The following is a 21,125-nucleotide window of genomic DNA, read 5'->3' as shown; positions in this document are numbered from 1 at the left end:
TGCGATCATGTATGAATTTACAACGGAATTTAATTTTTAAATTTTTTAATCATCCAATCTTTTAATTTTAAATAAATTTGTCTTTTAAAATAAAAAACCATTGGAATTCTATCCATCCATCGAACAAGAAGCTATTCAGGAAATAAAAAAGTTTCAGGAGCAAAAACTTCAGGAACTTTTAATATATCTTGAGACGTACTCCCCTTTTTATCAAAGAGTATTCAAAGAAAATAATATCAATATTTCTGATATCCAGACTTTGGAAGATCTGCAGAAAATCCCCACCACCACAAAAAATGATATTCAGCAGCATAACGATGATTTTTTCTGTGTTGCTCCGGAAAAAATTGTGGATTACAGTACTACTTCTGGAACATTAGGCGATCCTGTAACTTTTGGGTTATCAGATAATGACTTGGAGAGATTAGCCTATAATGAAGCTGTTTCTTTTGCCTGTGCCGGAATTCAAAAAGGAGATGTGGTTCAGATGATTACTACGATCGATAAAAGATTCATGGCCGGACTTGCTTATTTTTTAGGCTTAAGAAAAATGGGAGCGAGCGTTGTCAGGATGGGCCCCGGAATTCCGGAACTGCAATGGGACTCAATTTTCAGATACAAACCGAAATATTTAATTACCGTTCCTTCGTTTTTGCTGAAAATGATTGATTATGCAGAAAAGCATCATATTGATTATAAAAATTCCAGCGTTTACGGTGCCGTTTGTATTGGTGAAAGCATCAAAAATCAGGACTTTACGGATAATATCTTATCCCAGAAAATTAAAGAAAAATGGAATATTAAATTATTTTCAACATACGCGTCCACAGAAATGAGCACGGCTTTTACGGAATGCGAACAGCAAATCGGCGGACACCATCATCCGGAATTGATCATCACCGAGATTCTTGACGACGATGGGAATCCGGTAAAAGAAGATGAGAGCGGAGAATTAACGATTACAACACTTGGTGTTGAGGCAATTCCTTTGCTGAGATTCAAAACAGGTGACATTGTGAAAGCGCATTATGAACCTTGCCTTTGCGGACGCAATACCATGAGATTAGGCCCTGTAATCGGGCGAAAGCAGCAAATGATCAAATACAAAGGCACCACATTGTATCCGCCGGCAATGAATGATATTCTGAATGATTTCGAAAATATTTTGTGTTACCAGATTGTGATTCAGGCCAATGAAATCGGGCTGGATGAAATTATCATTAAGGTCAGTACAGACAGCGACTCGGAAAGTTTTGTAAATGATGTAAGAGATCATTTCAGGGCAAAATTAAGGGTAAGTCCGAAAATTGAATTGGTTGATTTTGATGTTTTATCTAAAATGGTTTTCAACCCGAACAGCAGGAAACCTATTACATTCACGGATCTGAGGTAAAAATAAAACGGACTGAAATTCTCAGACCGTTTTTTTTATGCTTGTTGTTTTTCTTTTTTAATAAATTCCGCCAGATTTTTTATCGCAGTATCATGTATTCTTACAAAAGTATTCTTTTTGTTCCAGACATAGCCTGCCAAAACCGCACAGATTTTTCTTTTCACATCAGGATTTTCCGGCTTATGAAAAAATAATTCCTGGAGATTTCCGGTGTACCATTCTTTTACATACGTTGTGAAAACATCAACTCCGTATAAAATATAGTCTGCAAACTCCTTTTGCCAGTCTACTTGTTCTCCGTTCAGCTGTCTTAAGGCTAATTTTGCAGCCGTCATTCCACCTTCAGTGGCAAAAGCCATTCCGGAAGAAAATACCGGATCCAGAAATTCCGAAGCATTTCCCGTCAACGCAAATCCATCTCCGAATAATTTTTTTACCGAACAAGAATAATCCTTCAAATGTTTAGGCTCAAATAAAAATTCTACATCTCCGAAACGTTTTACATAATAATCGGAGAGCGCAATAGCTTTTCTTAAAGCTTCTGCAGGATCTCCGTTTTTGGAAAGCTTGTCAATATATTCAGTCGGACCTACGATTCCTACGCTCGTATTTCCATTGGAAAAAGGAATTACCCAAAGCCAGACTTCTGTTTCGATAATGTCAAAAGAAATTAAAGTGCCTTCTATTCCTGCTTCCCGATTAATGTCTTTTACATGGGAAAAAATAGCGGAGTGAGGAGATAATTTTGAAGGCTTTTCTAAATCCAGAAGCCTTGGAAGAACTCTTCCGTAGCCGCTGGAATCAATCACGAATTTGGCATGGATTTCTTTGGTTTCGCCGTTTTTATTTTTTACCGTGGTCACAGAATCCGTACCGTTGAATTCAATCCCGATTACTTCCGTTTCGAATTCCAGGTCGATTCCTTTATTAATGACTTCCTGGGCTAAAACATTATCAAAATCCGCTCTCGGAACCTGCCAGGTCCAGTCCCAGCCTTCCCCGAACTTATTGCTATAATCAAAAATACAGACTTCTTTTCCTCTCAGAAACCGGGCGCCGAGTTTCTTTTCAAATCCCATTTTATCAAGAGCGGGAAATAATCCGGCCTCTTCAAAATGATCCATTACCCGAGGAATTAGGCTTTCTCCTACTACCAGTCTTGGAAATTTCGTCTTTTCAACAACTTTTACGTTGACGTTGTTCTTCTTTAAATAGGAAGAAGATACGCATCCGGAAGGCCCGGCGCCAATTACAAGAACGTCAACAAATTCTTTGATCATCTTTGATTTTTTATTTTAATAATAACTTCTATCTTTGCCGCAAATTAATGACAATTAATTAATAACTACAAAAATTATCATATTATTACTTTCAAATAAATGAAAATAAATAACTTTTTAAGACTGAGCGATTTTAAAAAAATCATCATTGAAAATAAAGAAATAGAACTGGATGAAGCACTTCTTGCCAGAGTGAATGAAAGTTTTCAGTTTTTGAAAGAGTTTTCAAAAAATAAAGTGATATATGGTGTGAATACGGGTTTCGGACCGATGGCACAATTTAAGATAAGCGATGAAGATACTCATCAGCTTCAGTATAATCTGATCAGAAGCCATTCTTCCGGTATGGGAAATCCGCTTCCTGCCAACGAAGCAAAAGCCTGCATGCTGGCAAGATTAAATACATTGTCCCTCGGAAAATCCGGTGTTCATGAATCTGTAGTTATCTTACTTAAAGAATTAATAAACAGAGATATTATACCGTTGATTTTCGAACATGGAGGAGTTGGTGCAAGTGGAGATTTGGTACAATTGGCACACTTAGCCTTGGTACTGATTGGTGAAGGCGAAGTTTTCTATAAAGGTGAAAGAAAATCGACAAAAGAAGTTTTTGAATCTGAAGGTCTGAAAGCGATTCAGGTAGAAATCCGGGAAGGGTTAGCTTTAATGAACGGGACTTCCGTGATGTCGGGAATTGGTGCTGTTAATGTCCATAAAGCAAATCAGTTAACGGATATTTCTATTAAATTATCTTGTGCCATTAATGAAATTGTTCAGGCGTATGACGATCACTTATCGGAAGTATTAAACGGAACAAAGCTTCATGCCGGTCAGCAGAAAATTGCAGAAAAAATGCGTGCACATCTTTCTGATAGTAAACTGATCAGAAAAAGAGCAGATCATTTATACACTCATTTTGAGGAAAAAGAAAAGGTATTTAAAGAAAAGGTGCAGGAATATTATTCTTTGAGATGCGTTCCGCAGATTTTGGGTCCTGTTTTAGATACATTGGAATATACGGAACAAGTATTGGAAAATGAAATCAATTCCGCAAATGATAATCCGATCATTAATGTTGAAGATCAGCATGTTTACCATGGCGGAAACTTCCACGGAGATTACATTTCCCTTGAAATGGACAAACTTAAAATTGTGGTAACCAAATTGACCATGCTTGCTGAAAGACAATTGAATTATTTGCTGAATTCCAAAATCAACGAAATTTTACCTCCGTTTGTGAATTTGGGGAAATTAGGATTTAATTTCGGGATGCAGGGCGTCCAGTTTACGGCAACTTCCACCACGGCGGAAAGTCAAATGTTATCGAATTCCATGTATGTACACAGCATACCTAATAATAATGACAATCAGGATATTGTAAGCATGGGAACCAACGCTGCGGTGATCTGCAGAAAGGTAATTGAAAATGCTTTCGAAGTATTGACGATTGAAGCAATTACGATCGTTCAGGCGATTGAATATCTTGGCTTTCAGGATAAAATTTCATCGGCAACCAAAGAATTGTATGATGAAATAAGAAAGATCATTCCTGTATTCTCTGATGATATGGTGATGTATCCATACCTGGAAGAAGTGAAGAAATATTTAAAAACAATATAACTTTCATCTGAAATCAATTGTCTTAAAATAAACTTAAAAACTAACATACACAACACATGAAATGTGCAATCATCACAGGAGGCTCCAGGGGAATCGGGAGAGCCATCTGTATAAAACTGGCTGAAGAAAAGAATTATCATATTTTGATTAATTATACTACCAACGAAACAGCAGCAAGAGAAACGCTGGCGAAAGTTGAAGAATTAGGATCAACAGGAGAAATTCTTAAATTCGATGTAGGGAATGCTGAAGAAACCCAGAAGATTTTAACGGAATGGCAGGAAAATAATCCTAAATCAGTTGTTGAAGTGATTGTAAATAATGCGGGGATTACCAGAGACGGATTATTCATGTGGATGCCGAGTGAAGACTGGAACGCAGTAATTAATACGAGTTTAAATGGTTTTTTCAACGTAACCAACTTCTTTATTCAAAAATTGTTGCGTAATAAATACGGAAGAATCATCAATATGGTTTCTGTTTCAGGGGTAAAAGGAACAGCCGGACAGACCAATTATTCTGCTGCGAAAGGAGCTTTGGTGGGAGCTACAAAAGCTCTGGCTCAGGAAGTCGCTAAAAGAAATATTACCGTAAATGCGGTTGCGCCGGGATTCATAAAAACGGATATGACTCAGGAATTCAATGAAGATGAATTAAAAGCCATGATTCCGGCAAACCGATTCGGGGAAGCAGAAGAAGTGGCAGATTTAGTAGCATTTTTAGCTTCGAGAAAAGCATCATATATAACTGGAGAAGTAATTAATATTAACGGAGGAATTTATTCGTAAATAGTATAACAATCTATTAATGTAACAATCTGCCAATAATAATTTAGTTTGAAAAATTGTTACACTGTTAAATTTAAAAACATGGAAAACAGGGTTGTCATTACCGGAATGGGAATATATTCCTGCATCGGAACTTCTTTGGAAGAGGTGAAAGAATCTTTATTTCAGGGAAAATCCGGGATTTTTTTGGTCGATGAAAGAAAAAAATTCGGTTTCAGATCCGGATTAACAGGTGTCGTGCCTAAGCCTGATCTCAAAAACCTTCTCAGCCGCAGGCAACGCGTAAGCATGGGTGAGGAAAGTGAATATGCCTACATTGCAACTTTAGATGCTTTAAAACAGGCCGGAATCGATCAGGACTTTTTAGATCATCATGAAGTCGGGATTTTATATGGAAACGACAGTGTTTCTCAGGCCGTTGTAGAATCTATCGACATTGCAAGAGAGAAAAAAGATACGACTTTAATGGGTTCCGGAGCTATTTTCAAGTCGATGAACTCCACCGTTACCATGAATCTTTCCACCATTTTTAAATTAAGAGGGATTAACCTTACGATCAGTGCTGCCTGTGCAAGCGGTTCCCATTCTCTCGGACTGGCTTATATGATGATTAAAAACGGTTTCCAGGATATGATTGTTTGCGGAGGCGCTCAGGAAACCAACAAATATTCCATGGCGAGCTTTGATGGATTGGGTGTTTTCTCAGTAAGGGAAAATGAGCCCACAAAAGCATCAAGGCCTTTTGATAAAGACAGGGACGGATTAATTCCGAGCGGAGGAGCGGCAACTTTGATTGTTGAAAGCCTGGAATCTGCCCAAAAAAGAGGAGCCAATATCATTGCCGAAATCGTAGGCTATGGATTTTCTTCCAACGGAGGGCATATTTCAACACCGAATGTTGACGGGCCTGCCTTAGCAATGAATAGAGCGTTGCAACAGTCTGGTTTACAGGTGAAAGATATTGATTATATTAATGCGCACGCAACATCCACACCGATTGGGGATGCCAATGAAGCCAAAGCAATTTATGAAATTTTCGGAAGTGAAGTTCCGGTGAGCTCCACAAAATCTATGACCGGACACGAATGCTGGATGGCGGGCGCCAGTGAAATTATTTATTCCATTCTCATGATGCAGAACGATTTTATTGCACCGAATATTAATCTGGAAAATCCTGATGATGAGGCAAAAAGGATAAATTTGATAGCCCGTACAAAAAGTCAAAAAATTGATGTATTTTTGTCGAATTCTTTCGGATTTGGGGGAACCAATTCTGCATTAATTGTTAAAAAATTTAATTAAAAACATGGAAAGGGAAAAAATTGTTGCGACCGCCAACGACTTTTTAGTTAATGAATTTGAAGTAGACGGCGATGAAATCAGCAATGATGCAAACTTTAAAAAAACATTGGGATTAGACAGCCTGGATTATATTGATCTGGTGGTCGTAATAGAATCTAATTTCGGGGTGAAATTGGGCGAAGCAGATTTTAAAAACATCCTGACTTTTAATGATTTCTATTCAACCATAGAAAACAAAATCGCTGAAAAAAATAAATAATATATAATGTAGCAATATACCAATATAACAGTTTATCAGTCTGATTGAATAATTGTTACACTGTTGTATTTTTTATATCGGTACATTCTTCAGTTACGACTATGAACAAGTGGAAAGGTAAATCTAAAGGGACCATTCTGGGTTACAGGATTTTTGTCTGGTGCATTAGAAATATCGGGATCAGAAGTTCATATATTGTGCTTTATTTTGTTGCATTCTATTATTTTTTATTCGAAAAAAACAGCAACAGGTATTACAGATATTATTTCGGGAAAAGACTGAATTACGGATACTGGAAAACTAAAATTTCACTATTTAAAAACTATTTCACTTTCGGGACCGTGCTTATCGATAAAACGGCTATTTCAGCCGGATTACGGGAAAAATATACTTATGAATTCGACGGAATTGAAAATCTCAGGAATCTTTTAGCCGAAAAAAAAGGTGGTGTTCTCATCAGCGCGCATATCGGAAATTTTGAAATTGCCGAACATTTCTTTGCAGATATTGATTTTAATTGCCAGATTAATCTGGTAACTACCGATCAGGAAGTGACGGTTATCAAAGAATATCTCGAAAGTGTATCGGTCAAAAAAAGTACCGTTAAATTCATCTACGTAAAAGAAGATATGTCGCATATTTTCGAAATCAATGAAGCATTGTCCAAAAACGAACTTATCTGCTTTACCGGCGACCGTTACTTTGAAGGCTCGAAATTCATGGAAGGAGAATTGCTTGGGAAAACCGCGAAATTTCCCGCAGGGCCGTTTCTTATTGCTTCCCGGTTGGGCGTTCCTGTGGTGTACGTGTATGTGATGAAAGAGAAAAACCTTCATTATCATTTGTACGCCAGAGTTGCTGAGAATATAAAAAAACGCGATGCACAGGGACTTCTCAATTCCTATACCCAAAACCTGGAATCCATGATCAGAAAATATCCGCTTCAATGGTTCAATTATTTTGATTTTTGGGATGATATTGATTAAATTCCTACTTTTACCTTCAGAAAACTAATATTTAACTCAAACATTAATGGTTGAGAAATTAAAATAAGAGTCCTAAGCTCCCTTTTATCTTTGCTGATTGTTAACGCCTTTGCGAACTTAAAAACAGGAAGTGATTAAGAAATTCTTTGCGGACTTTGCGTTTTAAAATCCCAATCATTAAAAGACAATTTCCTCCTTGAAAAAAGAATTCGACATACTTGTTATCGGCAGCGGATTGGGCGGCCTTATTTCGGCACTTATTCTGGCGAAAGAAGGCCTGAAAGTGTGTGTTCTGGAGAAAAACAACCAGTACGGAGGGAATTTACAGACCTTTTCCCGGGATAAGCTCATCTTCGATACAGGAGTTCACTATTTAGGAGGTCTATCAAAAGGACAGAATCTGCATCAGTTTTTTTCCTATCTGGGCATAATGAATGACCTTCAGCTCAGGAAAATGGATGAAGACGGTTACGATAAAATTACCTTTGGCGACGATGAGATTGAATATCCTCATGCACAGGGTTACGAAAATTTTGTTCAACAGCTGTCAAAATATTTTCCGGATGAAAGAGAAAATTTAGAAGACTATTGTGAAGAAATTCAGAGCGTTTGCAATCAGTTTCCCAGATACAATCTGGTAGGAAAAGACAAGTATAATGAAGAAATCCTACACTTAAATACCAAAAGATTTATTGAATCTTTAACGACAAATAAAAAGCTTCAGGCTGTTTTACTGGGATCCAATTTTCTCTACGCAGGCGATTCCGAAAATATTCCGTTTTACGTTCATGCACTTACGGTAAATTCTTATATTCAAAGTGCTTACAAGTGTGTACATGGCGGAAGTCAGATTTCAAAACTGCTGATTCGTAAACTTCGTGAACACGGAGCGGAAATACACAAGCATTCTGAAGTTTCAGAATTTATTTTTGACGAGAACAATATTTTATCCGGAGTAAAAACTTCAGGCGGAAAAGAATATTTCGCAAAAAAACTGATCTCGAATATAGAAATACGCTCTTTAATTAATCTAATAGGAGAAAAAAGGCTGAAAAAATCTTTTTTAAACAGGATCATGAGCTGGGAACCGGTACCGTCCTGTTTCAGTGTATATTTGGTTTTAAAGCCCCGTACAATTCCTGATTTTAATTATAATGTGTATCATTTTTCCAATGAAGAAATGGTCTGGAATGCCTATCGGTATCAAAAAAAAACCTGGCCGGAAACGTATATGCTTTCTTCTACAGAATCAAAACATGATCCCGGTTTTGCAGAAAGTCTTACGGCAATTTCCTATATGGATTTTGAAGAAGTGGAAGCGTGGAAAAATACATTCAATACCGTTGCGGATGAACATGAAAGAGGAACCAGGTACGAAAAATTCAAGCTTGAAAAGGCTGAGAAAATGATTGATGCTCTGGAAAAGAAATTTCCGGATCTGAGAAATTCCATAAAAACCTTTTACACCTCTTCACCGCTATCTTACCGGGATTATATCGGAAGTTTTAACGGAAACATGTACGGCTATAGCAAAAGCTCGGAAAATCCTTTGAAAACAATGGTTTCACCAAGAACCAAGATTGATAACCTTTTTCTTACAGGCCAATCGGTAAATATGCACGGAATCTTAGGCTGTACGATCGGGGCATTCAATACCTGTGCGGAAATTCTAGGCAAGGAATTAGTCGATGAACGGTTGATGCATATAATTGATAAAACTAAATGAAAAATAAAAAAAATATACGGGTTGTCATTCTGAATGAAGCGAAGAGGAGTGAAGAATCTCAATTGTTTTTGTCTAGATTTTTTCTTTGTCAGAAAGACAAGATTCAATGTTTTCGCAGTAATGGATCTATAATTTTATTTATTTTCAGTCTCAGCCTTATTGTTAGCCTTGCTTCTTGCGGAATAAGAAAGTCTGTCAATCACCTTCCTGATGTAAAAAAATATTCCCTTGAAATTCCCGAAATCAATAGAATCAACGATTCTACTTTCAGCTTTAAACAAAATTATTTAACAAAAAATAAACAGCAGCTCTGGGAACTGTACATTAAAGGAAACCCTTTGCAGTTGGGGTACAATAATGGAGCACTCACACAGAATCTCATGCAGAAGCAGGAAAAGATCTTCTTTTCGAAAGTGGAAAATTTTGTCCCGTCGAAATTCAAACAAAACCTCCTGCGTGGCTTTCTGAAATGGTACAACCGAAAAATGTATCTTAATGTTCGTGAAGACTTTCAGGCGGAATTGTACGGCTTGTCACAATATTCGTCTGATGAATATAATTTTATCGCTCCAAAATATCTGCGGAATCTTTATCTGCACGGGGCTCACGATATTGGTCATGCTATGCAGGATCTGATGATGGTGGGATGTACTTCTCTCGCCGTCTGGAATGAAAATACGGAAGATGGAGATTTGCTGATCGGAAGAAATTTCGATTTTTATGTAGGGGACGATTTTGCGAAAAACAAGGTTGTTGAACTTGTAGAGCCTGAAAACGGGATCCCTTACTTATCGGTAAGCTGGCCGGGAATGATAGGAGTCGTTTCCGGGATGAATAAAGAAGGAATTACCGTAACAATCAATGCCGGGAAGTCTAAAATTCCGTTAACTGCCAAAACGCCAATTTCTCTGGTGACGAGGGAAATTCTTCAATATGCTAAAAATATTGATGAAGCCATTGCAATTGCTAAAAAAAGAAAAGTTTTTGTTTCGGAATCGATTCTGGTAGGAAGTGCAAATGATAAAAATGCTGTAATCATCGAAGTTTCTCCGGATAATTTCGGAGTTTATAAGGTTGAAAACACAAGCCGGGTTTTTTGTACCAATCATTTTCAGTCGGAGGCTTATGAAAATGATAAAAGGAATCTGAAGCATATTGCAGAGAGCCATTCCGAATACCGCTACGAAAAGCTTCAGGAACTTTTAGAAAAAAATAAAAAAATGACTCCTGAAAAAATGGCTGCAATCTTACGTGATAAATCCGGGCTGAAAGGAGTAAAAATAGGATACGGAAACGAAAAGGCGATTAATCAGCTTCTGGCGCATCATGCCGTGATTTTTTCGCCCCAGAAAAAGTTGGTTTGGGTTTCCGCAAATCCGTATCAGCTGGGAGAATTTGTATGTTATGATCTTAATGAAATATTTTCGGATAAAAGAGTAAAAGATGGAAGTTTTGCAAGGTCTGAATTGAATATTCCAAAAGATCCTTTTATAGACTCCCAGGAATTTGAAGCTTATGAACAATACAAAATGATGAACGAAGAAGTTCAAAAAGCAATTGAAGGAGACGTAATGTTAGCAGAAGACTTCCTGGCTTACTACCAATCTTTGAATCCTGATTTCTGGCTGGTTTATTATAAATCCGGAAAGTATTACTACAGGCTAAAAGAATACAGCAAAGCAAAAACAGAATTTGAAAAAGCACTGGCCAAAGAAATCACAACTCTTCAGGACAAAAAGCATATTGAACATGATCTTAGGAAGGCACGAAAAAGATGCAGATAACATTTTTTGTTTTCAAAAATATTGTTTTATAATGAATTTTTTAAAAATTAAAATTAGAACCGTATTTTTAATATGATTTGTTTTTATTAAATTTTAACAGTAAAAATTAAATATAAATAGTATATAGATTGTATTTTTTTAATAAAATTATTTTTTTATTGTTATAATTTTATTTTGTATGATTTAAATTATTAAATTCGTTTTCGTTAAATCGTTAATGAATGAGAAAGATCTACTTACTGTATTTAGGTTGTTTTTTAAGCCTTTTTTCCTGTAAAAACGACGAAAAAATTGAAAGTGTAGAAACGGAAAGTTCTTTTGTTAATTTTAATATTGATGCCGTTCCGTATGCAAAACTCTCAACATACATGTTTTTTACGGGAGAACTGAAAAATCTGCAACCCAACACCAAGGTTATTCCTTACGAGCCGGCCAGCTCACTATTTACAGATTATGCTTTGAAAAAGAGATTCATCTGGATGCCTGGCGGAGTAAAAGCAGGTTATGATGCTGATGATAAAGTGCTGAATTTTCCTGTAGGTACCGTACTGATCAAAAATTTCTACTACAATACCGTCCAGCCCGGAAATACAACAAAAATTCTTGAAACGCGCTTAATGATTAAAAAGTCCACAGGCTGGATTTTTGCAGAATACCTCTGGAATGACGCTCAGACTGAGGCCGAGCTGGTTACCGGCACCAACTTTGCAAGCGGCAGTTCTAAGAACATTACTTTTAAAAAAGATAATGGCGATATGATCACTACAGATTACCGAATTCCTTCGGAAACAGAATGCCTCGCCTGCCATAAGCTAGACAATAAACCGATCCCGATCGGGATGAAACCACAGAATTTAAATGGGACTTACAATTATCCTAACGGTATTAAAAACCAGCTTCAAAAGTTTGTTGATGAGGGTTATCTCCAAAGTTATCCATCCAGTATTGTCTCTACCGTGAATTATAAAGATACAAGCAAGCCTCTGGATATCCGTCTGCGTTCTTATCTTGATATCAACTGTGCCCACTGTCACCAGGAAAATGCAAGATGTGATTACAGGGCAATACGTTTAAGCTTCAGCCAGACAGCCAACTTAACGAAGATGGGGGTTTGTGTAATGGCTGATGAACCTCTCGGCTCATCGCTGGAAAAAATTATTACGCCGGGAAATCCTGCCAAATCGGTCATGCATTTCAGATTAAGTTCTGTCAATGAAAACAACAGAATGCCTCTGCTTGGAAGAACCATCGTTCATGATGAAGGGATAGCGCTTTTGAATCAATGGATCTCTTCTTTAAATCAAACTTGTCCTTAGTAATAAAAACTTTTATCCATGAAAAAAATATTCCCCTTAATTCTTTTATTATTGAACAGCACATGGCTGTCTGCACAGCTCACTTGCGCAACAGCAGTTTCCCTTAATTTAGGAACCGTTACCGTGCCGGATGTCACGGGAGACCCACCTTCAACGGCTTGTACTCTAGGCGCAGCCGGGACAAAAGGTTTGTGGTATAAATATACAGCTACTGCCAACAAAACGATTAAAGTTACCACTTCGTCTGCTGGTCAAAATGCTGATACCCGTTTAATAGTATTTTCAGGAAATTGTAACGCACTTAATTGTGTCACTGCCAACGACGATTACATTGGACAATTTTCCCAAGTGACCTTTAATGCTGTTTCCGGAACAACATATTATATCGTATTTGATAATAAATATTCTGCATTAGGCTTCAACGTTACACTTTCCGAGGTAATAGTTCAGCCGGATCGCCTAGTGTTTACTCCTCAGACTGTTTCTGTTGCAGGAGGTTTTAACAACTGTATTGTAGATATGAACGGCGATTATCTCGATGATATCGTTTCTGTAGTAAGCGCTACACAGATCGTCATTTCCTATCAGCAGCCGGGCGGAACATTCAATAATGTAACGTATACCGTTCCCACCACAGTCATAACGCCTTCATGGAGCATAGCCGCCGGAGATTATGATAACAATGGATTTAATGATCTGATTTACGGTTCGGGAAGCGGAGTTGCTTTTTTAAAGGCAAATGCCACGGGAACGGCTTACACGTCAGACAGAAAACAGCAGTCCTTTTTAGTGCAGAGAACAAATTTTATTGATATTAATAATGACGGGAAATTAGACGCTTTCGTATGTGATGATAATGCTCCGAACAGATATTATATTAATGATGGCACGGACATGAATCATAGCCAGGGCGGACTGGGTGATTTCCCTTCCGGAGGAAACTACGGTTCTATCTGGATTGATTATGATAATGACGGAGATATGGATCTTTTTATTGCAAAATGCAGCGGAGGCGGTTCGGGTCCCGGAGGGAACATCGATGAACTTCACCGCAATAACGGCAATGCAACGTTTACCAATGTCGCTGCCGCCGCCAATATGGCCAATCCGGTTCAGACATGGTCTTCCGCTTGGGGAGATTTTAATAATGACGGATGGATGGATGCCGTGGTAGGAATTAATTCCACGGCAAATGGACTGAGTAAAGTGATGAAAAACAACGGAGACGGTACCTTCACCGATAAATCTGCCGGATCCGGATATGATACCAATAGTTCGCTGAGCAGAGAATATGTGGCGCATGATTTTGATAACGACGGCTTTCTGGATGTTTTGGGAGCAGGAAATACCATCATGTTTGGGAACGGAGATTTTACTTTTACGCCCAATCCTAATCCTTATGATCTCAGCTACTACGATCGTCCCATAGGAGATTTAAATAACGACGGATTTCTGGATATTCAGAACGGAAACATGATCATGATGAATGCCGGAAATACCAATAAATGGCTGAAAGTAACCCTGAAAGGAACTCAGAGCAATAGAAACGGAATTGGTGCAAGAGTGGAAATTTACGGAGCTTGGGGGAAACAGATCAGAGATGTACAAAGTGGCACAGGCTTCGGAAACATGAGTACGCTGAATGTTCATTTCGGGATCGGGCAGGCCACTGCCATTACAAAAGTGATTGTGCGCTGGCCTTCCGGATTGGTAGACACAATTAATAATGTAGCCCCAAATACAACATTAAATGTAATTGAAGGTTCATTCTTAGGCACAAAGGAGATTCAGACAGCAGAAGAGATGTTTACGGTATATCCTAATCCGGCACATGATATCATTCAGCTTAAGACCCAATCCGGTTTTGTTCCTGAACAGGCTAAAATGTATGAGATGAGCGGCAGAATGGTTCTTCAGGCTAAAGTAGAAAGGAATCAGATTTCCGTAAGAGACTTAAAGCAGGGAACATACCTGCTCCAGGTAACAGATAAATCGGGTAAGAATTATTCACAAAAAGTAACAATAAAGTAACAATAAAAATAATACTAAATACAACTGCAAGGTCAAAAGGCTTTGCAGTTTTTGTTTCAATAATACTAAGTGTTTTCCGGATCTACTTTATTCAGGAAAAGAAAAACGGCAGTCCCGGAAATGACGGACATGGAGACCGATAATATTGCGCTGCCGACTAAATATTGCAAAAGATTATTTTTCACAAGATCAAAATTCAGCTCCTGGCTGAAAATATTGCTGTTTCCACCCACAAATGGCGCACCCAGAAACAATGAAGCCGCAATAATAAAAGGAATAAAAGGAGGGATGCTTACATTTGAAGCCACGAAAGCCAGGACTTTATTCAGCTTGAAAAGTACCGCTAAAGAAATGGTAAGCAACGTATGAAAGCCCCAAAAAGGAGAAAAACCTATCAATACACCGAGTGCAACGGAAAAAGCTTTGGTTCGGTTGCTTCCGTCGCTTTCCAGCACATCTTCTTTTATAAATCTCTTAAAGCTTTTTTTTTTGAAATTATGGATGAAGTTTCTCGGAATAATGTAAACCAGTGTAATAAATACCAAAATTGTATTAAGGATACTGATTCGGGTGAAATCTTTAAAAGGCCTGAAATGGGACACTCTTTCTGCAGGATCGTACAATACTTTTATAGGAACATTTTTTACAGGAACATGCCTCCATGCGGTCCGTACAATGATTTCGATCTCAAACTCAAATTTAGGAGTAAAATATTTTCTGGGAATTTTATGCAGCGGGTACAGCCGGAATCCCGATTGTGTATCCTCCAGTTTAATCCCTGTTTCAAACCAGAACCAGAAATTAGAAAAACGATTCCCAAAGCTGCTTTTTTTAGGTATTCCATCCTGGGCCATGTTTCTGTTTCCTATCAGAAGTATATCCTGATTTTCCTTTAACAAAGCTTCCACAAAAACCGGAATGTCATCCGGGTAATGCTGTCCGTCAGAATCAATAGTGATCGCATAGCTGTAGCCCATTTTTTCGGCTTCTCTGAAACCTGTTTTCAGAGCGTTTCCTTTTCCTTTATTTTCAGGGAGGTGAATAATCCTGATTTCGGGATAATCCTGTAAAATAAATGGTGTGGAATCTGTAGAGCCGTCATTTACGATAATAATATTACGCGTGTACTCCAAAACACCGCCGATAACTCTCCTCAGCGTTTTTTCATTGTTATAGGTAGGAACTAAAACACAGATATTCTTTTCGGAAATTGCCTTCTGGACTTCAGTGAGGGTCATGGTTTTATTTAAAACTTGCTTTTTCGGCCTCTGTCATTGTTTTGGATTGTACCGCAAATTTTTTAATATAGTTTTTTAAGGCTGAATTTTGTTTGCTGTAATTATTCAGAATGAAAGCTTTATCATCTTTAAGGCTTCCTCTGTATCCCACAATTTTCGGAATATTTTCCTGAACACTCATCCTGATAACACGAAGTTCGATATTATTGGGATTGCTTTTGATAATACTTTCAAGGCTGGTAGCGCCGGATTTTACCAATGCTTTTCTATTCTGCTTTGCGATTTTAGCTTCCATTATTTTGGCTGCTGCCTTATACCCCTGGATGACAGCGTCAGACCCGGAACTTTTTTCAGCGGTATTGATAAACGCTTCGGTATTCGCGTTGGATGCATTGGCTTTAGCATAGCTTTCCCGCAAAGATTCAATTCCGGATTGAAAGAATAGCATAAATGCAGTAATGAACGAAAAAATTAATTTCATTTTGCCAGTTTTTTATAGTTAACTGACATTTTTAATGCAATAGTCTCGCCAAAGGAAGTTGTGTTTTTTACTTTAACTTCTTCTTCAGATTCATTAATATCCAGCTGTAATTTTAGTTCGGGCGTTTCAAAAGGATTAATGATCGCCATAAATTTCACATTGGAAGCAGATTTCAAAAATAGTTTTTGTCCAGTAAATTCTTCAGAAAGTTCTTTCACAATCTGCATCATACAAACTCCCGGCGTTACGGGATTTCCCGGAAAATGACCTTTGAAGATATCATGATCTTTATTAAGCACAATGTGGGCGGTAAAACTTCCGTTTTCTGCCTTTTCGTAGGATTCTAAACTGTAAAAATCGGTAAGAATAGTCTGCATTATTATTCTGTTTCAGTAATTTGAAATAGTTTTATATTGATTTTAAAATCTTTATGTTGAAGATTCAAGCTATCCGCGAAGATATGTTTTTTTGCGTCGAATGTAAAATCTATTTTTTCTTTATTGTTCTTGGTATAAACAATCTGTTTCAGCAAGTGGGTTTCTTTGTTAAAGAATAGATAATACGTTTTCTTACCAGATCGCGAAAGATGAATAGCGTCGGTTTCATTTTCAAAACTTTCAGATACGGGATAATCCTTTTTTAAGAGTTCCTGGAAATCATTCCGTAAAAAATTGATAACGATTTTTTTATCAAGATCCGGAAGAACATAATTCAGCTTAAAATTCTGTTCAGAAAGTTCAAAGTCGATCAATTTATTCCCAAAATCCGATGTTAAAACAACACGCTGCGTCGTTGTATTGATTTTTTTTATGATGAGAATGCCGCTTACATGGTTTTTATAAATATCCATCTGGCATTTATACACATAATCTTCCGGAGATGAAAAATAGAGATTTTCAACTTTCTTTATTGAAGTTGAAATTGATTTTACATTATTAAGTTTGTATGTTTTACATGATACAAACAAAATGAATATCAGGCTATAAGCTAAATTCCGAAGCAGCAACCGGTGCATTGGCTTTAGTATTTTTAAAAACAATATTGGTCGTATCTCCGGAAGCTTCCGTCATATTTACCTGAGAGACCGTTGATTGGTTTTTAGGAAAATACAACTCAATTTGCTTAATGTATTTCATCAGCTGTGCAGATTTCGGGGTGAATTTTGCAATGTTGAAATTACCATTTTTAAGATAACTTACTGAGAATTCAGGATCGTTGAACATCTGTCCGTTTGAACTTCCTACAATTAGTTTATTGATTTTTTCGAAAGTTTTGCTTTTGGCATCCACAGAAGATTTTTTGCCCTGATCATTAATAAAAATTTTATTATCCTTGAAAACAATGCTGTACTGATAAGGTTTTGTGTATTTCCAGCTCAACATATCAGGCGTTTTTAATGACATTCTTCCGTAAGTAATGATACTTTTATCCAGAAAATCCATTTTCTTGGTCTGTGTAAAATCTGCCTGTAATGTTTTTATTGTTTTTGTTTCTGAAGAAACTTTCGCTACGAATGCTTTGGCTTCGGCCCCGGACATTGGTGTGTTTTGAGAAAGTAATACACCTGAAATCAGTAAGAATGCTCCTAAAGCAATATTTTTAATCATTTTTTTGATTTTTAATCATTGAATCAACCGTAAAAGTTGAGTAATTATTCTCTTTCAAAAATACCAATAAATCTGCCAAAACATTAAACGTTTTTTTTGAGGTATCGTGAAGAAGAAGAATGCTTCCTTTTTTTAACCCTTTAGTAATCTTCCGGTAAATTTTCTTTTCGTCCTTCGTAACGGTATCTAAAGACCGTACGTTCCAGCCGATACTTTTTTTGCGTGTTCTTTTGATGGCTCTGGCAATATTCGGATTGGTCACGCCAAAAGGAGGTCGGTATAAATTTGTTTTTAAATTGGCAGTTTTCAGCATCACTTCGTCACATTTTTCGATCTCTTCGATCATTTTTGAAGTTGATAAAAAACCTGTGTTGTCAGCATGAGAAAAAGTATGATTTCCAACAGTATGACCTTCTGCAACAATTCTTTGGAAAATTTCAGGATATTTTTCGATCTGTTTACCGATACAAAAGAAAGTCGCTTTTATCTTGTTTTCCTTAAGCAGATCCAGAAATTGAGGTGTAAATTCTGTGGGCCCATCGTCGAAAGTTAGGGCAACTTCCCTGATTTTCGTTCTTTTATGAAGAATGCTGTTCATAAAATAATTCAGTCCGATATCAAAAGATCCCCAGACAACAACTGCAGAAAACATCAAAAAACAAAAGAGATATACCCAAAATGTTCCCTGAAATGCATAAATAAAAACATTACAGAAAATATAAAACAGGATAAATAGGTAATGTTTCATCTTTATTGTTCATAAATTTAGGGTTAAATATCCATAATCTATATTCGTGCTGTCATTCTGAATGGAGCAAAGCGGAATGAAAAATCTCAAATTAATCATTATGTTTTTAGTTTAGATGTTAAGATCGTTAAGAGATTTATACTTCGTCGAAATGAAAATTGTACCGTTTTTTTCTTTGCTAAATAAAATGCTCTTGCAAACGAAACCTGTTCAAACTTTATATTCTCAAACCTCACAGGTTTCAAAAACCTGTGAGGTTTATCTTAAGCTTTACCTAACAAAACCAAGCTGTGGTCATTTCCACCCAAATGATTATAAAGCAGAATATTCCTAATTTCTCTTTTTTTCAAATCATTAATCATCATCACTTCCGGAATCTCCTGATTTTTAAGAATATGGCAGGCCATAAAGGTAGAAAATCCGCTCGCCGTATTGAATTCTCCGCTTAAATGTTTGTAGTACATTAATGAAGAACCAATAAATAGTTCCGCTGCTTTTTTATAATACAAATCAGACTTTGCATCTCCGCTGAAACCCAAAACTACCGCATCCATATCCTGAGCCAACAGATTATTTTTAGCTAAGAAATCTTCAATAAATCTCCGGGTCTCTTCTAATTCTAACGTATTAATAATATGAATATCATTGAGTTGGGCGTAAGAATTTTCAGATTTCTCTTTTCCCAGAACAAAAAAACTTGCACCTTCTCCCCACACAACACCGTTACTTGTTGAGTTCAGATAATCAATAGGAAGATTTTCTTCTTTTTTAATGGTTTTGTTTAATTGGTACAATTCCATTGTTCTTTCGGTTTGCTCATCTGTTGAACCTACCAAAACATTTTCCGCTTCACCGTCTGTAATCTGTAGTTTTGCATCCAGTAAAGAAAATTCCAGAGACGAAGAGGTATTCACATAAGTGAAATTATATGCATGACATTGAAGACCTAAAGCGATCTGTCCTGCCACCGTATTATGAGTCGACTGGATAAAATAAGTGGGAGTTAAAAATTCTTCGTTATTATCCAGCACATTCTTTAAAAATTTCTCCGAATCCTGAGAACATCCTATTCCGGTTCCCACAATGATCGCATCCGGATTTTCAACATCTGCCTCTTTCAAAGCATGATGTGATGCTACGGAACTCATTTTTACGGTTTTAGACATCCTCCTGATCATAGCGGGAGGAATGAATTCTTTGTAAGCCGGCTCAATAGCTTTTAAAACCAGAGTTGAATATTCCGGCTTTAAATTCTCTAAAAAATTTCTATTTAAAGTATCCTGAACCGAAATGCAGGCTGCACTGTTGATATAAACCGCACTCATGATTTTGAGAAAATTAAGGTTGAACAATTTCCGCCAAAACCAAATGAATTGGAAAGAACATGATTGATATTTTTCTCTCTAAGCTCCGTAACGGGAGTCAGATCAAATTCTGCCATTTTAGTTTTGAAATTCAGATTTGGGAAAATGATATTGTTCTGAAGGGCCAGCAGTGAATAGACTGCTTCAATTCCTGCTGCTGCAGCCAGCGTATGGCCTGTAAAAGCTTTGGTAGAACTGAAATCCGGGACTTTATTTTCTCCGAATATTCTAATCATCGCAATCCCTTCTGATAAATCATTATTTGGGGTTGCCGTTCCGTGAACGTTGATATAATCAATTTGTTCCTTATCTAACCCTGAAACTTTCAGTGCTTTTTCCATCGCTAAATAGGCACCCTGCCCGTTTTCGGAAGAAGCAGTTTGATGGTGCGCATCATTGGCATTTCCATATCCGGAAAGGTAGCCAAGCACTTTTTTATTTGTTTTTTTCACGATTTCATCCGATTCTAAAATGATGAAAGCGGCTGCTTCACCAAGGTTCAGCCCTTTTCTGTTATTATCGAAAGGTGTATTGTAAGAATCCGTTAAAATCATCAGCGTATTGAAGCCATTTAAAGTAAATTTTGAAAGAGCATCTGTCCCGCCAACGATGACACGGTCCAACACGCCGTTCTTAATCAGTTTCGCTCCCATCATAATCGCATTCGCTGCTGAAGAACAAGCCGTGCTGATAGTTGAGACCATCCCTTTCAGACCCAGATAATCGGCGATCAATAAGGATGAATTTCCAGCATCATGAGAGTCAATATATTTTTGCTGTTCAGGAAGATCTTCGTAGGAATAGAAATATTTTTCGGTCATATCCATTCCGCCAACGCTGGTTGAGGAAATGAGACCTGTTTTATATTCGTTGATGTCTGTAATAGCAGCATTCTCTACCGCTTCTTTTGCCGCAATCATGCCTAACAGGGCCGTTCTGGTCGCATTTTTTACATCTTTCAGCTGAAGTTTTTCTATAAGCTCTGTGTTTGAAAGCTTAATCTCACCTGTTTTGATACTTCCGGCATGGCGTGTTTCAAACAGTTCAATGTCTGAAATTCCGTGCTTTCCGGATTGTAAGGATTGGAGATTTTCCTCCACATTGTTCCCTATGGAAGAAATAATGCCCATTCCCGTTATGGCAATTTTTTGACTCATCTTTTAATAATGTACCAATATATCAATTTAACAGTGTAACAATAT

At 37.2% G+C, this 21,125-nt stretch carries 19 protein-coding genes; 10 read left to right on the top strand and 9 right to left on the bottom strand.

The features are described 5' to 3' along the window. Positions 1-100: 100 nt before the first annotated feature. Positions 101-1,393: a flexirubin biosynthesis putative acyl-CoA ligase FlxY gene (locus BUA76_RS08130; protein WP_072884309.1), complete on the top strand. Its 1,293-nt coding sequence runs from the start codon at positions 101-103 to the stop codon at positions 1,391-1,393. Between the two features lie 35 nt (positions 1,394-1,428). Here the strand turns inward: BUA76_RS08130 and BUA76_RS08125 are convergent, their stop codons facing one another. Continuing rightward, on the bottom strand, positions 1,429-2,673 hold the full coding sequence (locus tag BUA76_RS08125; protein ID WP_072884308.1) for an NAD(P)/FAD-dependent oxidoreductase: 1,245 nt from the start codon (positions 2,671-2,673) through the stop codon (positions 1,429-1,431). A gap of 99 nt (positions 2,674-2,772) precedes the next feature. Between BUA76_RS08125 and BUA76_RS08120 the strand changes: the two genes are divergently transcribed. The 9 genes from BUA76_RS08120 to BUA76_RS08080 all read left to right on the top strand — a co-directional run bounded on the left by BUA76_RS08120 (position 2,773) and on the right by BUA76_RS08080 (position 14,485). After that, complete coding sequence (locus BUA76_RS08120; RefSeq protein ID WP_072884307.1) at positions 2,773-4,293, top strand: flexirubin biosynthesis tyrosine ammonia-lyase FlxA; 1,521 nt, start codon at positions 2,773-2,775, stop codon at positions 4,291-4,293. A gap of 56 nt (positions 4,294-4,349) precedes the next feature. Then, positions 4,350-5,081 (top strand): flexirubin biosynthesis SDR family reductase FlxB, encoded by a 732-nt coding sequence (gene fabG, locus BUA76_RS08115; RefSeq protein ID WP_072884306.1) that lies wholly within the window; start codon positions 4,350-4,352, stop codon positions 5,079-5,081. Between the two features lie 81 nt (positions 5,082-5,162). After that, complete coding sequence (locus tag BUA76_RS08110) at positions 5,163-6,383, top strand: beta-ketoacyl-[acyl-carrier-protein] synthase family protein (protein ID WP_072884305.1); 1,221 nt, start codon at positions 5,163-5,165, stop codon at positions 6,381-6,383. Between the two features lie 4 nt (positions 6,384-6,387). Continuing rightward, positions 6,388-6,642, top strand: coding sequence for an acyl carrier protein (locus BUA76_RS08105; RefSeq protein WP_072884475.1), 255 nt, complete (start codon positions 6,388-6,390; stop codon positions 6,640-6,642). 101 nt (positions 6,643-6,743) lie between these two features. Beyond that, positions 6,744-7,628: an LpxL/LpxP family acyltransferase gene (locus BUA76_RS08100; protein WP_072884304.1), complete on the top strand. Its 885-nt coding sequence runs from the start codon at positions 6,744-6,746 to the stop codon at positions 7,626-7,628. Between the two features lie 196 nt (positions 7,629-7,824). Then, positions 7,825-9,354: a phytoene desaturase family protein gene (locus BUA76_RS08095; protein WP_072884303.1), complete on the top strand. Its 1,530-nt coding sequence runs from the start codon at positions 7,825-7,827 to the stop codon at positions 9,352-9,354. Beyond that, positions 9,351-11,138: a C45 family autoproteolytic acyltransferase/hydolase gene (locus BUA76_RS08090; RefSeq protein WP_083573193.1), complete on the top strand. Its 1,788-nt coding sequence runs from the start codon at positions 9,351-9,353 to the stop codon at positions 11,136-11,138. The genes BUA76_RS08095 and BUA76_RS08090 overlap by 4 nt, the downstream gene beginning before the upstream one ends. A gap of 221 nt (positions 11,139-11,359) precedes the next feature. Further along, positions 11,360-12,454 (top strand): hypothetical protein, encoded by a 1,095-nt coding sequence (locus BUA76_RS08085; RefSeq protein WP_072884302.1) that lies wholly within the window; start codon positions 11,360-11,362, stop codon positions 12,452-12,454. 18 nt (positions 12,455-12,472) lie between these two features. Then, a complete protein-coding gene (locus tag BUA76_RS08080; RefSeq protein ID WP_072884301.1) occupies positions 12,473-14,485 on the top strand; it encodes an FG-GAP-like repeat-containing protein in 2,013 nt (670 codons plus the stop codon). Positions 14,486-14,550: 65 nt separating this feature from the next. On the opposite strand, the gene BUA76_RS08075 is transcribed toward BUA76_RS08080, so the two are convergent. From BUA76_RS08075 to BUA76_RS08040, 8 genes are all read right to left on the bottom strand, one after another. Continuing rightward, positions 14,551-15,723 (bottom strand): DUF2062 domain-containing protein, encoded by a 1,173-nt coding sequence (locus BUA76_RS08075; protein WP_072884300.1) that lies wholly within the window; start codon positions 15,721-15,723, stop codon positions 14,551-14,553. A gap of 4 nt (positions 15,724-15,727) precedes the next feature. Further along, the gene (locus BUA76_RS08070; protein ID WP_072884299.1) at positions 15,728-16,204 is read right to left on the bottom strand and encodes a hypothetical protein; all 477 of its coding nucleotides are present in this window, start codon (positions 16,202-16,204) and stop codon (positions 15,728-15,730) included. After that, entirely contained in the window at positions 16,201-16,581 is a 381-nt protein-coding gene (locus tag BUA76_RS08065; protein WP_083573192.1) for an ApeI family dehydratase, read from the bottom strand. The genes BUA76_RS08070 and BUA76_RS08065 overlap by 4 nt, the downstream gene beginning before the upstream one ends. Positions 16,582-16,583: 2 nt before the next feature. Next, positions 16,584-17,054, bottom strand: a complete 471-nt coding sequence (locus BUA76_RS08060; protein WP_228408472.1) for a flexirubin biosynthesis protein LolB2 — start codon at positions 17,052-17,054, stop codon at positions 16,584-16,586. 130 nt (positions 17,055-17,184) lie between these two features. Further along, positions 17,185-17,811: a flexirubin biosynthesis/transport protein LolA2 gene (locus BUA76_RS08055; RefSeq protein ID WP_072884297.1), complete on the bottom strand. Its 627-nt coding sequence runs from the start codon at positions 17,809-17,811 to the stop codon at positions 17,185-17,187. Continuing rightward, entirely contained in the window at positions 17,804-18,559 is a 756-nt protein-coding gene (locus BUA76_RS08050) for a polysaccharide deacetylase family protein (RefSeq protein ID WP_072884296.1), read from the bottom strand. Before BUA76_RS08050 ends, BUA76_RS08055 begins: the two co-directional genes overlap by 8 nt. Before the next feature lie 263 nt (positions 18,560-18,822). Continuing rightward, positions 18,823-19,884: a beta-ketoacyl synthase N-terminal-like domain-containing protein gene (locus BUA76_RS08045; RefSeq protein WP_072884295.1), complete on the bottom strand. Its 1,062-nt coding sequence runs from the start codon at positions 19,882-19,884 to the stop codon at positions 18,823-18,825. Continuing rightward, the gene (locus tag BUA76_RS08040) at positions 19,881-21,080 is read right to left on the bottom strand and encodes a beta-ketoacyl-[acyl-carrier-protein] synthase family protein (protein WP_072884294.1); all 1,200 of its coding nucleotides are present in this window, start codon (positions 21,078-21,080) and stop codon (positions 19,881-19,883) included. Before BUA76_RS08040 ends, BUA76_RS08045 begins: the two co-directional genes overlap by 4 nt. Between the last annotated feature and the right edge of the window lie 45 nt (positions 21,081-21,125).

The organism is Chryseobacterium takakiae (genome assembly GCF_900129385.1).
GTDB lineage: Bacteria > Bacteroidota > Bacteroidia > Flavobacteriales > Weeksellaceae > Chryseobacterium > Chryseobacterium takakiae.
The sequence above is the reverse complement of the archived record's forward strand: the minus strand, read 5'-3'. Positions and strand labels throughout refer to the sequence as shown.